General features: G+C 72.5%; 11 protein-coding genes and 1 pseudogene. 6 read left to right on the top strand and 6 right to left on the bottom strand.

The features are described from left to right. Window positions 1–30 precede the first annotated feature (30 nt). On the top strand, window positions 31–747 hold the full coding sequence (locus tag ACIA8D_RS38075) for an HAD family hydrolase (protein WP_399239402.1): 717 nt from the start codon (window positions 31–33) through the stop codon (window positions 745–747). Here the strand turns inward: ACIA8D_RS38075 and ACIA8D_RS38080 are convergent. Further along, window positions 695–2,359, bottom strand: a complete 1,665-nt coding sequence (locus tag ACIA8D_RS38080) for an AMP-binding protein (RefSeq protein WP_399239404.1) — start codon at window positions 2,357–2,359, stop codon at window positions 695–697. The two genes, ACIA8D_RS38075 and ACIA8D_RS38080, sit on opposite strands and share 53 nt — an antisense overlap. A gap of 11 nt (window positions 2,360–2,370) precedes the next feature. Further along, on the bottom strand, window positions 2,371–3,012 hold the full coding sequence (locus ACIA8D_RS38085; RefSeq protein ID WP_399239406.1) for a TetR/AcrR family transcriptional regulator: 642 nt from the start codon (window positions 3,010–3,012) through the stop codon (window positions 2,371–2,373). 87 nt (window positions 3,013–3,099) lie between these two features. Here ACIA8D_RS38085 and ACIA8D_RS38090 point away from each other — a divergent pair, with 87 nt between their 5' ends. Both ACIA8D_RS38090 and ACIA8D_RS38095 read left to right on the top strand, forming a co-directional pair. Beyond that, the gene (locus ACIA8D_RS38090; protein WP_399239408.1) at window positions 3,100–6,222 is read left to right on the top strand and encodes a carboxyl transferase domain-containing protein; all 3,123 of its coding nucleotides are present in this window, start codon (window positions 3,100–3,102) and stop codon (window positions 6,220–6,222) included. 60 nt (window positions 6,223–6,282) lie between these two features. Continuing rightward, a complete protein-coding gene (locus ACIA8D_RS38095; RefSeq protein ID WP_399239410.1) occupies window positions 6,283–7,311 on the top strand; it encodes a Ppx/GppA family phosphatase in 1,029 nt (342 codons plus the stop codon). 242 nt (window positions 7,312–7,553) lie between these two features. Here the strand turns inward: ACIA8D_RS38095 and ACIA8D_RS38100 are convergent, their stop codons facing one another. The 3 genes from ACIA8D_RS38100 to ACIA8D_RS38110 form a co-directional block, all read right to left on the bottom strand. Then, window positions 7,554–8,600, bottom strand: a complete 1,047-nt coding sequence (locus ACIA8D_RS38100; RefSeq protein ID WP_399239412.1) for an LLM class flavin-dependent oxidoreductase — start codon at window positions 8,598–8,600, stop codon at window positions 7,554–7,556. Then, window positions 8,600–9,115, bottom strand: coding sequence for an SRPBCC family protein (locus ACIA8D_RS38105; RefSeq protein WP_399239414.1), 516 nt, complete (start codon window positions 9,113–9,115; stop codon window positions 8,600–8,602). The genes ACIA8D_RS38100 and ACIA8D_RS38105 overlap by 1 nt, the downstream gene beginning before the upstream one ends. Window positions 9,116–9,210: 95 nt before the next feature. Further along, window positions 9,211–9,708, bottom strand: coding sequence for a winged helix-turn-helix transcriptional regulator (locus tag ACIA8D_RS38110; RefSeq protein ID WP_399239416.1), 498 nt, complete (start codon window positions 9,706–9,708; stop codon window positions 9,211–9,213). Between the two features lie 146 nt (window positions 9,709–9,854). Here ACIA8D_RS38110 and ACIA8D_RS38115 point away from each other — a divergent pair, with 146 nt between their 5' ends. The 3 genes from ACIA8D_RS38115 to ACIA8D_RS38125 are packed head-to-tail and all read left to right on the top strand — an operon-like array spanning window position 9,855 to window position 13,204. Next, window positions 9,855–10,712 (top strand): AAA family ATPase, encoded by an 858-nt coding sequence (locus ACIA8D_RS38115; RefSeq protein ID WP_399239418.1) that lies wholly within the window; start codon window positions 9,855–9,857, stop codon window positions 10,710–10,712. A gap of 8 nt (window positions 10,713–10,720) precedes the next feature. After that, window positions 10,721–12,064 (top strand): VWA domain-containing protein, encoded by a 1,344-nt coding sequence (locus ACIA8D_RS38120; RefSeq protein WP_399239428.1) that lies wholly within the window; start codon window positions 10,721–10,723, stop codon window positions 12,062–12,064. Between the two features lie 51 nt (window positions 12,065–12,115). After that, entirely contained in the window at window positions 12,116–13,204 is a 1,089-nt protein-coding gene (locus tag ACIA8D_RS38125) for an acyltransferase family protein (protein ID WP_399239420.1), read from the top strand. Here the strand turns inward: ACIA8D_RS38125 and ACIA8D_RS38130 are convergent. Further along, window positions 13,158–13,968, bottom strand: a pseudogene (locus ACIA8D_RS38130) (ornithine decarboxylase); the annotation flags it as partial. The gene ACIA8D_RS38125 and the pseudogene ACIA8D_RS38130 sit on opposite strands and share 47 nt — an antisense overlap. Window positions 13,969–14,052 lie beyond the last annotated feature (84 nt).

Below are 14,052 nucleotides of genomic sequence, written 5' to 3' on the forward strand. Positions count from 1 at the left end.
CGGGGTTCCCGGTCCTGCATCCTGGGTCACATGAGCGACGCGAACCACCCCTCGTACCACTTCGGCGACACCGCGGTCGTCTTCGATCTCGACGGCACCCTCGTCGACAGCGAGCCGAACTACTTCAAGGCCTCCCTCGGCGCCCTGGCCCGCCAGGGCGTCACGGACTTCACGTGGGCCGACCACGAGACGTACGTCGGGATCTCGACGCTGGAGACCATCGGCATCTGGAAGCGGCGGTACGGCATCGACGCGCCGGACGGCGAACTGCTCGAGGAGATGAACGCCCGCTATCTGGAACTCGCGCGCGCCGAGACCCATGTGTTCCCGCAGATGCGGCTGTTCGTCGAGCGCCTCGCCGCGGCGGGTGTGCCGATGATCGTCGCGTCGGGCTCGTCGCCTGCGGCCATCGACGCGATCCTGACCGGCACGGGGCTCGCGGCGCAGCTGCCGCTGTACGTGTCGGCGGACGAGGTGGAGCACGGCAAGCCGGCCCCTGACGTGTTCCTGGAGGCGGCGCACCGGCTCGGCACGCGGGCCTCGCACTGTGTGGTCCTGGAGGACGCGGCGCCGGGGGCCGCCGCCGCGCACGCGGCCGGCATGCGCTGCATCGCGCTGCCGTATGTCGCGGCGCAGGCGGAGGACCCGGCGTTCACCACGGCCGACCTGCTGTTCAAGGGCGGTCAGGAGGAGTTCACAGCGCGGGCCGCGTGCGATTGGCTCGAGCGCTCAGCTCCGTCTTCCTGATCTTCCCGGTGGGAGTGAGCGGCAGCTCGTCGAGTATCTCGACGACGTGCGGGACCTTGTACGTCGCCATGTTCCCGGCCGCCCACTCCTTCAGCTCGTCCCCGGTGAGCGCGGAACCGGGGACGGTGCGGGCGAACGCGTACGGACGCTGACCGCTCTCCGGGTCCTCGACCGCGACGACTGCCGCGGCGAGCACGTCGGGGTGCTGGGCGAGCAGTGTCTCCACCTCCGTGGGGAAGACACTCATGCCCTTCACCTTGATCATGTCCTTGTCGCGGCCCAGGTAGTGCAGACACCCCTCCTCGTCGAGGGCGCCGATGTCACCGGTGTGCAGCCAGCCGTCCCGCAGCGCGCTCGCGGTCGCCTCGGGGGCGCGCCAGTACCGGGTGAGCACGGACGGGCCGCGCACCACGATCTCGCCCCGCTCCCCCAGCGGCAGCGGCTCCCCGGTCGTGAAGTCGACGATCATGAAGTCCGTGCCGGGGACCGGCAGTCCGCAGAACACCGGGTCGCTCAGCAGATCGCGGTCACCGTCCTGGAAGCCGAGGGTGTTGGTGTCGCTGGTGTGTGTCTCGGTCATGCCGTACGAGGCCTCGCGCAGCACGCTGTGCTCGCCGACCGCCACCTTCCACCGGGCGCGCAGGGCCGGGGTGAGCTTGCGGATGAAGGAGACCGTGAGCGGGGTCGACAGGCTCGTCAGGTCGCGCTGCGCGAAGTCGGGGTGGTCGAGGAGTTCGAGGTAGTTCTCGACGGTGCCGGCCATGGTGGTCGCGCCGTGGGTCTCGATGGCGTCGAGGACCTCGGCCGCGTTCCAGCGGGTGAGCAGGATACTGGTGCCGCCGGAGACGAGCGGGGCGAGGATGCCGAGGTTCTCGCCCGCGATCCAGAAGATGGGCAGGTAGCAGACCGAGACGATGCCGCGCGCCCGCTCTTCCTCCGTGGCGGTGCGGCCGTTGTCGATGGTGGTGGCCGTGTAGACCATGTGCCGCTGGGTGTGCTCGCAGCCCTTGGGCAGTCCGGTGGTGCCGCCGGTGTAGTTGAGGGCGGCGAGCGCGTCGAGGTCGTCGGCGACGGGTTCGTGCCGGTCGTGGGCGAGGGCCTGCGGCCAGTCGGCGTCCGCGAGCACGGTGCGTACGGGGGTGTCGTCGCGCACCTCGTCGACGGCCGGCAGCAGCGCGTCCCGGGTGACGAGCAACTCCGGTCCGGCGTCGTTCAGTTCGTGCCGCAGCTCGGCCGCGCGGAACATCGGGTTCACCGGTACGTGCACCGCGCCGATGCGCAGCACGGCGAGCAGCGCGACGACGAAGCGGGCGCCGTTCGGCAGGAAGACACCGACGCGGTCGCCGGGCCGCACCCCCTGTTCGGCCATCCAGCCCGCCAACCGGGCGCTCCGGTCGTCAAGTTGCCGGTAGCTGAGGGTCTCGGCCGCCGTGACGATCGCGGGCCGGTCCGGGTTCAGGTCCGCCCATCGGGCCACATGCGCCGGGAGCGTCAACTCCCCGGCCTCGTGGCGGGTTTCGGACGGCTGGTGGCCCGCCCTGGACTTGGCCTGACGGGCGCGCAGGTCGTGCAGATGCGTCTGCGTGTCGATGGGTGACGTGCCAGTGGACAACGTGCGGCTCCCTACTGCTGTGGTGCTGCTCCGATACCGAGGAGGTGCAGATACATGGCGGTCGCGTCGGCTACCGCCTGGTCGTACACGGCCGGGCGTTCGGCGACGAGCCGCGCGAACTCGATGCTCATGCCGCCGACGGCCCGGGACAGCGTGAGCGGGTCGACGACCGGGTGCGCCCGGCCCTCGGCCGCGACCCGGCGTACATAGCGGGCGGCGCGCCGGACCGGGCGCTCGCGGATCTCCTCCCACAGGGCACGCACGTCGGCGTCGCCCCGTGCCTGCTGTTCGAGCAGGACGAGCAGCGGCAGGTGCCGCGCGTAGGCGGCGATGAACGCGGCGGTGGAGGCGCGCGCCACCGCCGCGACGTCGTCGGTGTCCACGCCGGGCACGTCCTGGGCCGTGAGGAACGCGTCGCGTACGCGTCCCGCGAGCACCCGGAAGACCTCTTCCTTGGACGCGAAGTACACGTAGAACCCGGCCCGTGACACCTCGGCCCGCGCGGTGATGTCGGCGATGGTCGCCGGTCCGTAGCCGAGTCGCGCGAAGACCTGCTCGGCCGCGTCGAGCAGCCGTCCGCGCGCCGGGGCGTCGGTCCGGTCCCGGGCGGTGCGGACGGACCATTCCTGGTGTGCCTGCTGACTGCGTGCCACAGCGCCAGAGTATTGACGTTGACGTCAGTGTCAATGAGCATGACGGAATCCGGTTCTGAATCCGAATTCGACTTCCCGGAGGGGTTCATGGGGTCTGCCGCCGTACTCGTCGCCAATCGTGGGGAGATAGCCGTCCGGGTGCTGCGCGCCGCCACCGAGCTCGGGCTGCGCACGGTGGCCGTGCACGAGCCGGGCGACGAGGCGCATCTGCACCTGGCGGACGAGGCCGTGCCGCTGGCGGCGGGCGGCTATCTGGACGCCGAGGCGCTGGTCGCGGCCGCGCGCCGGGCCAGCTGCACGTACCTCCACCCTGGGTACGGATTCCTGAGCGAGTCCTCGGCGCTCGCCCGGCGGTGCGCGGACGCGGGTGTCACCTTCGTGGGCCCGTCCCCCGAGGTGCTCGACCTGTTCGGGGACAAGGCGCGCGCCCGTGCGCAGGCCGTCGAGACCGGGGTGCCGGTACTGCCCGGCACGGCGGGTGACACCACGGTGGAGGAGGCGCGGGCGTTTCTCGCGGAGGGCCCGGTGATGGTCAAGGCCGTGGGCGGGGGCGGCGGGCGCGGGATGCGGGTCGTCCGGGACGCGGCCGAGCTCGACGAGGCGTGGCAGCGATGCACCTCCGAGGCCCAACAGTCCTTCGGCCGCAGCGAGTTGTACGTGGAGCGGCTGTGGGAGGGCGCCCGGCACATCGAGGTGCAGGTCGTCGGCGACGGCGCCGCGGTGAGCCATCTGTGGGAGCGGGACTGCAGCGCGCAGCGCCGCCACCAGAAGCTCGTCGAGATCGCCCCGGCCCCCGGCCTCGACGCGGGCGTGCGCGGCCGGCTCCTCGACGCCGCCCTGCGGCTGGCCGGCGCCGCCCGTTACGCGGGCGTCGGCACGGTCGAATTCCTGGTCAGGGACAAGGAGTTCGTGTTCATGGAGGCCAACCCGCGCCTCCAGGTGGAACACACGGTGACGGAGGAGGTCACGGGCGTCGACCTGGTCGCGGCGCAGCTGCGGATCGCGGCGGGCGAGGGCCTGGCCGACCTCGGACTCGCCGGGGAGCCCCCCGCCCCGCGCGGCTTCGCCGTGCAGCTGCGGGTGAACGCGGAGGTCACGGGTCCTGATGGGGACGTGCGCCCGTCGGCGGGGCGGCTCGCGCGCCTCGACGTGCCGACGGGCCCCGGTGTGCGCGTCGACACCGCGGCCCGCACCGGCACCGAGATCGGGACGCGCTACGACTCGCTCCTCGCCAAGGTCGTCGCGCACGCTCCGGCCGGCGACTTCGCGGCGGCGTGCGCACGGGCCCGGCGGGCGCTCGACGAGTTCACGGTGGAGGGTGTGCGGACCGGCATCCCCTTCCTGGCCCGGCTGCTCGGCCATCCCGGGTTCACGGCGGGCGGCTTCGACACCGGGTTCGTCCAGCGGCACCTGGCGGAGCTGGCCCCGCCCGACGCCACCGCGGCCGAAGGTGTCTCGGAACCGGGCACGGTGACCGCGCCCATGGCGGGAACGGTCGTCACCGTCGAGGCCGAAGCCGGCCGACTCGTCGCCGCGGGCGCCACCTTGCTCGTCCTGGAAGCGATGAAGATGGAGCACGTGGTGCGCGCCGAGCACGCGGGGGTCGTCCGCGCGGTGCGAGCGGGAATCGGCGAAACGGTCACCGAGGGCGCCGAGTTGGTGCTCCTCGACGTGACGGAGAGCGGCGGCGCCCAGGAGGACGCGGCCGAGGAGCTCGACCTCGACGCGGTGCGCCCCGATCTCGCGCAGGTCGTCGCGCGGCACGCCTTCGGCCTCGACGAGAACCGTCCCGAGGCGGTCGCCAAGCGGCATGCGACCGGGCTGCGCACGGCCCGCGAGAACATCGAGGACCTGTGCGACCCGGGGACGTTCACCGAGTACGGCGCGCTCGCCGTGGCCGCGCAGCGCCGCCGCCGCGAGCTGGACGACCTGATCCGCTCGACGCCCGCCGACGGCATGGTCACCGGCACCGGCAGGATCGGCGGCGCGCCCGTGGTCGCCATGTCGTACGACTACACGGTGCTCGCCGGCACCCAGGGCCACAACAACCACCGCAAGACCGACCGGATGCTGCACCTGGCCGAGGAACGCGGACTGCCCGTCGTGCTGTTCGCAGAGGGCGGCGGCGGCCGCCCCGGCGACACCGACACCTCTTCGATCGCGGGCCTCGACGTCATGACGTTCCATCAAATGGCGCGGCTCAACGGCAGGGTGCCGCTCGTCGGCATCGCGTCCGGCCGCTGCTTCGCGGGGAACGCGGCGCTGCTCGGCAGCTGCGACGTCATCATCGCGACGCCCGAGGCGAACATCGGCATGGGCGGCCCCGCGATGATCGAGGGCGGCGGCCTCGGCGTGCACCGCCCCGAGGACATCGGCCCGCTGTCCGTGCAGGTGCCGAACGGGGTCGTGGACCTGCCGGTCGCCGACGAGGCGGATGCGGTCCGCGCGGCCCGCGCCTACCTGTCGTACTTCCAGGGTCCGCAGGCGAGTTGGGAGGCGCCCGACCCGCGGCGCCTGCGCCACGCGGTCCCCGAGAACCGGCGCCGCGCCTACGACATCCGCGCCGCGATCGAGGGACTCGCCGACACGGACTCGGTACTCGAACTGCGCCGCGGCTTCGGAGCGGGCGTCGTCACGGCGCTGGTGCGGATCGAGGGCCGCCCGATGGGGCTGGTCGCGAACAACCCGGCGCACCTCGGCGGCGCCGTCGACCGGGACGCCGCGGACAAGGCGGCACGGTTCCTGCGGCTGTGCGAGTCGTTCGGCCTCCCGGTCCTCTCGCTGTGCGACACACCGGGCTTCATGGTGGGACCGGAGTCCGAACGCACCGCCACTGTGCGGCAGTTCGCGGATCTGTTCGTCGCGGGCGCCCGGCTCACCGTGCCGCTGGTCTGCGTCGTGCTGCGCAAGGCGTACGGGCTCGGGGCGATGGCCATGATGGGCGGTTCCACGCGGGCGCCGCTCGGCACGGCGGCCTGGCCGAGCGGCGAGTTCGGCGGCATGGGCCTGGAGGGCGCGGTGCGGCTCGGCTACCGCCGCGAGCTGGAGGCCATCGCCGATCCCGCCGAGCGCGAGCGGGCCTTCGAGGCGCGGGTCGCGGAGCTGTACGAGCACGGCAAGGCGGTGAACGCGGCGGCGGCCCTCGAGATCGACGCGGTCATCGACCCGGCGGACTCGCGGAGTTGGATCATTTCCGCGCTGGACGCGTAGGCGGATACAGCGGAGGCGGCCCGCGCATTGATGCACGAAGAGAGGGGTACTCCGTCGATCATGCGTATCAGTGTGGTGGATGTCGGTTCGAACACCGTGCGCCTCGCGATCGCGGACGCGCGCGACGGAGCGCCGCTGCCGGTGCACACGGCGAAGCGGCGGTTACGGCTGTCGGAGCTGGTCGACGGCGACCGCAGACTCGGCCCCGTGGCCGTCGAGCGCCTGGTTGACGCCGTGCGGGCGGCGGTCACGGAGGCCGAACGCTGGGGCAGCGACGAGCCGTTCGTCCTCGCCACGGCCATCGTCAGGGACGCGCCGAACCGGGACGAGGTGCTCGACGCCGTCGAGGCGGGCACCGGGGTGCGGCCCCGGGTGCTGCCCGGCGAGGTGGAGGCCGAGCTGACATTCCTCGCGGCGCGGCGCTGGATGGGGTGGCGGGCCGGGCCGCTCGGCGTCCTCGACATCGGCGGCGGCTCGCTGGAGGTCGCCTTCGGGCGCGGCCGGCTGCCCGAGTTCGCGATCTCGCTGCCGCTGGGGGCGAGGCGGCTCACGCGTGAGCATCTGCCGGACGACGGGGCGGTGCCGTCGGAGCGGGAGATGAAGTCGCTGCGGCGGCATGTGCGGCACCAGCTCAGGGACGTCGCGGCGCGGATCCGCTGGGAGGGGCCGCTCACGGCTGCCGCCACGTCGCGTACGTTCACGCAGTTGGCGCGCCTGTGCGGGGCCCCTCCGGGGCGGCATGGGCCGTTTGTGCCGCGGCAGTTGAGCCGGGGCGCGTTGGGGCTCGCGGTGGCCGAGCTGGCGGCGTTGCCCGCCGAGCGGCGGGCCGAGTTGCCGGGTATTTCCGCGCCTCGGGCGTCGCAGTCGCTCGCGGGGGCGTTGGTCGGGCATACGGCGATGAAGCTCATGGGCATCCGCGAGTTGACGGTGTGCCCCTGGGCGATCCGGGAGGGTATTTTGCTGCGGCGGATCGAGGGGGATCCGGGGTGGTCCGCGTCCGGCCACCCGGCGCTCCACGTTGCGCCCGACCGCCCCTACGCCACGGGGCTCCACCCCGGCCCCCGCGCCTCAATCGCCGGCGGGGCTTGACAAGATCGGGGGCTCTGCCCCGCACCCCGCTGCTCAATCGCCGCAGGGGCTTGAAATACCGGTACCTGCGCTACGGGCCCGTGCCCCCGCCCATCTCCCACCCACCCACAGGGTGTTGCCGCACCCGCGGTCGGCAACCTGCCGCCGCCACGGCGGACGCCGCCCCGCCTTGGGCAATCTGCCGCCTTGGGCGGCAGGGCGGGCAAGGCGGCTCCCGGTGCCGCGCAACCGTAAAGAGGGCGTCACCCCGCCCCACGGACCAGCTCGATCGCTCGGCCCAGGGTCGCAAGGCGCGCGGCCACCGTGTCCCCCGCCGGGTACAAGCGGACCGTGTTCACGCCCGACGCCCGCCACACGGCCAACCGGTCGCGGACCATCGCCTCTGTGCCGATGAGCGTCGTCGCGAGAACCATGTCGTCGGTGACCAGGGCCGCCGCCCCCTCGCGGTCGCCGGACTGCCAGCATTCGCGGACCTCCGCGGCGACGTGCGCCCAACCCTGCCTGCTGTACGCCTGGTTGTAGAAGTTGGTCGAGGCGGAGCCCATCCCACCGAGGCTGAACGCGAGTTCCTTCTTGCGGCCGCCCACCACCTCGGCCAGCTCCTCCTCGTCCTCCACGAAGTTCACCTCGGCCCCCTGACAGATGTCGAGGTCGGCCCGCGTCCTGCCGGACGCCGCGAGCCCCGCGTCCAGATGGTCGAAGTACGCCTCCTTCGCCCCCTCGGGCACGAAGCTCGTCCCGAGCCAGCCGTCGGCGACCTCACCGGTGAGCCGCAGCATCTTCGGCGACAACGTGGCCAGATAGATGGGCAGTTCGTGCTCCGCCCGCATCGAGAGCCGCATCGGCCTCGCGTCCCCGCCGGGCATCGGCAGCGTGAACTCCCGCCCCTCGTACGCGATCTTCTCGCCGGTCGCCGCCATCCGCACGATCTCGACCGTTTCCCGCATCCGCCCCAGCGGACGCGCGAACGGCGCCCCGTGCAGCCCCTCGATCACCTGCGGCCCGGACGGCCCGAGCCCCAGCAGGAAACGGCCCTCGGAGATGTTCGACAGGGTGATCGCGGCGCGCGCGATGGCGGTCGGCGTCCGGGTGGCGAGCTGGATGATGCCGGAACCGAGCAGCATCCGCTCCGTGCGCGCCGCCAAGTACCCCAGCGGCGACGGCGCTTCGGAGCCCCACGCCTCGGCGACCCAGCAGATGTCCAGGCCCAGCTTCTCGGCCTCGGTCACGAAGTCGACGGTCTCCCGCCAGTTCCCGCCGGACGCCTCGATGGTGGTCGATGTGCGCATCAGGCCCCGTCCCCTTCCTCCGCAAGGGACTTCAGGCCGTCCAGCGTCGCCTCCATGCCCCGCTCCCATTCCCGCAGCCGTCCGAAGACGATCTTCTGTTCCTTCTCCGGCATCCGGTCGATGGCGTACGAGAGGCCGGAGCGGCCGGGGCCCATCTGGGCCCACTGCGTCAGCTCCGTACCCCCGTCCTCCCTCGCCGTCATGCTGAACCGCCATACGGCGCTGGGCCGTTCGGGATCGCCCACGGCCCACGCGAAGACGCGGCCCGGCTCGCACTCCACGACGTACGACGTGGTCTCCCACTCGCCGAACGCCTCGTGCCTGCTGCACCCCAGGAAGCGGGCGCCGACGCCGCGCTCCTCGCCCAGCCACCGCGCCGACTGGAGTTCGGCGCTGAACCGGGGCGTCAGGCCGACATCACTGATCAGCTCCCACACCCGGCCCGGAGGCGCCGCGATCGTGCGTGACGCCTCGACGGTCGGCGTGTCCGCGTAGCGTGCGCCGGTCCATTCCATCGTGCTCCACCTCTCCGTAGAACAGCCTGTGACCACGAGAGTTTCGTAGATGGACTCACCACGTCAAGAGCGAACCGGCCACCGATGGGATCGGTTCAGCGGGTAAAGCGCGCCGCGATGTCCGGGCGCCGCGCGAGCTTGTCCGGGTAGCCGGGGCCCATCCGCGCATGGGTGTCGTCCGCGGTCATCGGCTCGCCGCAATGCGCGCAGACGACGGCGGCCTCGCTCTCGTGGCCGCACCGGTCGTGCTCGAAGACGACGGGCGCGCCCTCCTCGCCGGACAGCCAGCGGTTGCCCCAGGCGTTCATGGCGGCCAGGACGCCGAAGAAGTCGCGGCCCTTCTCGGTCAGCACGTAGTCGTGCCGCACGGGCGCGGTGTCGTAGGCGCGCCTCTCCATCAGCCCCGCCTCGACGAGCCGGCGCAGCCGCTCGGCCAGGGTCGTCCGGGCGATGCCGAGCTCCTGCTGGAACACGTCGAAGCGGGTGATGCCGTAGAACGCCTCGCGCAGCACGAGCGGCGTCCACCAGTCCCCCAGGAGGTCCATGGTGCGCGCGATGGAGCAGGGCCAGTCGGCAAAGGAAGTGCGCCTCATGACCGAAAGGATACGGACGAGCCGCGGAGCCGGTCTCGTTACAGGACTCAGGACGTGACGTTCGCCATGAACGGTGCGGGCCCATTGTGGACGGGGCCTCCGGCTGATCACCTGGAGCCCTACTACGCACCGAGCAGGAGGCCCCGTTGTTCGCTTCCGTGGACGAAGTCACCACGCGCCTGGCCGAGACCGGCTATCTGGCCTCGCCCGCCGTGGCGACCACCGTCTTCCTCGCCGCCAAGCTCGGCAAGCCGCTGCTCGTCGAGGGCCCGGCGGGCGTCGGCAAGACGGAACTGGCGAAGGCGGTCGCGGCGATCGGCGAAGCCCGCCTGATGCGCCTCCAGTGCTACGAGGGCGTGGACGAGAGCCGCGCCCTGTACGAGTGGAACCACGCCAAGCAGCTGCTGCGCATCACGGCGGGCCGCGACGAGACCTGGGACCAGACCCGCACGGACATCTTCAGCGAGGAGTTCCTCCTGACGCGTCCGCTCCTTGAGTCGATCCGCGGGGACGACGCGAAGGTCCTGCTCATCGACGAGATGGACAAGGCGGACGTGGAGGTCGAAGGGCTGCTCCTCGAAGTGCTCTCCGACTTCCAGGTGACCGTCCCGGAGCTGGGCACCATCGCCGCCACCCGGCGCCCCTTCGTGGTCCTCACCTCCAACGCGAGCCGTGAGCTGTCGGAGGCGCTGCGCCGCCGCTGCCTCTTCCTCCACATCGGCTTCCCCGAGGAGGAGTTGGAGCGCCGCATCGTCGCCCTGAAGGTGCCCGAGCTCGACGCGGTGCTCGCCGAGTCCCTCGTCCGGGTCGTGGGCGCGCTGCGCGCGATGGACCTGCGCAAGGTGCCATCGGTCGCGGAGACGGTGGACTGGGCGCGCACCCTGCTGGCGCTCGGCGCGGACCGCCTGGACGAGGAGGTCGTACGGGCGTCCCTCGGCGTCGTCCTCAAGCATCAGGAGGACGTGAACACGGCGGCGGCCAAGCTCGACCTGGACGCGGTGTGAGCACGGCCCTGTCGGTCGCGGACCGCGTCACCTCGCTCGTACGGGCGCTGCGCGCGCACGGCATCCGGATCGGCACGGGCGAGAGCGTGGACGCCGCGCAGGCCGTGGCGGCGCTCGGCCTGGACAGCCGGGACCACCTGCGCGAGGGTCTTGCGTCCGCGCTCCTGCACGACCAGGGCCAGCGCGCGGTCTTCGACCCGGTCTTCGACGTGTACTTCCCGCACGCGGTGGGCGCGCCGGGCCAGAGCGGCGCCACCGACCGGGACAGCCTGCGCGAACGCCTCACCGAGGCCCTCGTCGCGAACGACCGGGCCGCGCTGGCCCGGCTCGCGGCCGAGGCGGTGGACTCCCTCGGCGGCTACGACGCGAACGGCTGGTCGTCCCAGCAGACCCTCGACCGGCTGCGCCCGCAGACCCTCCTCGCCCCCGTCATGTCGGCGATCCGCGCGGGCGGCAGCGGCCAGTCCGGGGCGTTCACCGACCGCATCGAGGCGGACGAGATCCGCCGCCGCATCGAGGACTTCCGCGCAGGGGTGCGCGGCGAGGCGCGGCGCCGGGTCGCGGAGGCCCGCAACCGCGACGAGCTCGCCCGCCGGATGCCGGTCCAGACGCCCGACCGGACCGTGTTCCTCTACGCGGACAAGGCCCAGCTCGCCGAGTTGCGCCGCACGGTCCACCCCCTGGCCCGCAAGCTGGCCACCCGCCTCGCGGCCCGCAGGCGGCGCGCGGCCCGCGGCCACATCGACCTGCGCCGCACGCTGCGCGGCTCGCTGTCGACGGGCGGCGTCCCCATGCGGCCCGTGCTGCGCAAGCGCCGCCCGACCCGTCCCGAACTGGTCCTGCTGTGCGACGTGTCGGGCTCGGTGGCAGGCTTCGCGAACTTCACGATGCTCCTGGTCCAGGCCCTGCACGACCAGTTCAGCAAGATCCGGGTCTTCGCCTTCGTCAACCGGACCGACGAGGTCACCGACCTCATCGCGCACGGCGCCGCGGACGCGGAGGGCCTCGGCGCCCGTATCTCGGCCGAGGCCACGCTGACCGGCTGGCACGGCAGCAGCGACTACGGCACGGCGCTCGGCGAGTTCGTGGAGCGCTACGAGTCCGCGGTGGGCCCGCGCACCACCGTCCTGGTCCTCGGCGACGCCCGCAACAACCAGCAGAACCCGAACCTTCCCGCGCTGCGCCGCATCACCCGCGCCTCCCGCCGCACGTACTGGCTGAACCCGGAACCCCGCTCCCAGTGGGACACGGGCGACTCGGCGGCCGCCACGTACGCGGAGGTGGTGGACATGCACGAATGCCGCAACGCGCGTCAGCTGAGCGCGCTGGTGGGCCGGTTGCTCCCCGTCTAGACGCACGCTGTGTAGCCCTTTCACTTGCGCGAGCGCGCAGGTACGGGAAGCGTGACCGGGAGGCTCACCGACCGGGACGGAGACCGCATGAAGGCGGACGGCCGTGACGCGTACTTCGACAACGCCAAGTACCTGGCCATCGTCCTCGTCGCGCTCGGGCACGCCTGGGAGCCGCTGCGCGGGGACAGCCGCGCCGCCTCCGCGCTGTACTTCACCGTCTACACCTTCCACATGCCCGCGTTCATCGTCATCTCGGGATACTTCTCGCGATCGTTCGACGCGAGCCCCCGGCGGATGAAACGCCTGGTCACGGGCGTGCTGGTGCCGTACGTGATCTTCGAGGTGGCGTACACATTCTTCAAGCGGACGGTGGGCGACGACCCGGACTACCCGATCACGCTGCTCGACCCCTGGTATCTGACCTGGTTCCTGATCGCGCTGTTCATCTGGCGCATCACCACCCCGCTCTGGAAGGTCGTGCGGGCGCCGCTGCCGCTGGCCCTCGCGGTCGCCGTGCTCGCCGCCGTCTCCCCCGACATCGGCGACGACCTGGACCTCCAGCGGGTGCTGCAGTTCCTGCCGTTCTTCGTGCTCGGGCTGTGCCTGCGCCCGGAGCACTTCGAGCTGGTGCGGCACCGCAAGGCCCGCCTTCTCGCCCTGCCGGTGTTCGCGAGCGCGCTGCTCGTCGCGTACTGGGCCTCGCCGCGGATGACCGCCGCCTGGTTCTACCGCCGCGACAGCGCGCAAGAACTGGGCGCGCCGGGCTGGACGGGCGTGGTGATGACGCTCGCCCTGTTCGGCTGCTCGGTGATCCTGATGGCCTGCTTCTTCGCGTGGGTGCCCGGGCGCAGGCTGTGGTGCACGGCGCTCGGCGCGGGCACCCTGTACGGCTATCTGCTGCACGGCTTCCTGGCGAAGGGCTCCCGCTACTGGGGCTGGTACGACCACGACTGGGTGCACACCCCGCTCGGCGAGGTCACCGTCACCGTGATCGCGGCGGCGGTCATCACCGCGCTGTGCACCCGGCCCGTGCGCTGGCTGTTCCACTGGGCGATGGAGCCGGAGATGGCGTGGGCGTTCAAGCGGGACCCCGTCAAGCAGGACGCCGCGCGTCCCGTGCCACCACCCGGATCGTCCTGAGCGAGGGGTCGGCCGGGTCCGGCACGTTCATGCCGGCCTCGATGCCGGTACGCAGATGGCCGAGCACCGGCTCGGTGAGCCGCTCCCCCGGCAGCACCGTCGGGATGCCCGGCGGGTACGGGGTGGTCATCTCGGCGGCCACGCGGCCCGCGGCGCGCTCCAGCGGGACCTCCTCGATCGCCCCGAAGTACGCGTCGCGCGGCAACATGGCCTGTTCCAAGCGGAGCTCGGAGGGCTTCGGCACCGCGACGGCCGGCGCGCCGCGCAGTTCGGCGCGATGCTCCGCGACGTCGCGCAGGCCGTCGAGGAGCGCGGCGAGCGTCGCCGGGGAGTCGGCGAAGGTGAGCTGGGCGCCGATCCTTCGGTGGTCGGCGATGTGCACGTCGAGGGCCCGGTGGGAGCGCAGCCAGTCGGCGACGCGGTAGCCGCTGGTGTCGAGGTCGGCGACGTCGATGAGGACGGGCAGCGGGTCGAGGTCGTACGCGAGTCCGGGGCCCGTGAGGTCGTCGGGGCCGTACACGTGCAGGCCCTCGACCGCGTCGATAGTCCTGCCGTGCCTGCGCCGCGAGGACGAGGGCGTCGCCGAGCAGCCCCCGGCCGTGCAGCCGCATCTGCCGGCGCCAGCCGTGGATGCTGGTGACACAGACGTCGGCGCCCGCGTCCATGGCCCACGTGGGCAGGTCGGGGTGGAACGGCAGGTGGGCGCCCCACGCCTCGTCGACGATCAGCGGCCTGCCGCGGGCGTGACAGACCTCGGCTAGGGCTTGTCGTTTGGATCAGGCCGGATCAGGGAGCGGGGCCTGGTGCGTGCGATCGCAAGGCGGAGGAGGGAGGCGACGCGGAGCGTC

The organism is Streptomyces sp. NPDC051684 (assembly GCF_044453445.1).
Classification (GTDB): Bacteria; Actinomycetota; Actinomycetes; order Streptomycetales; family Streptomycetaceae; genus Streptomyces.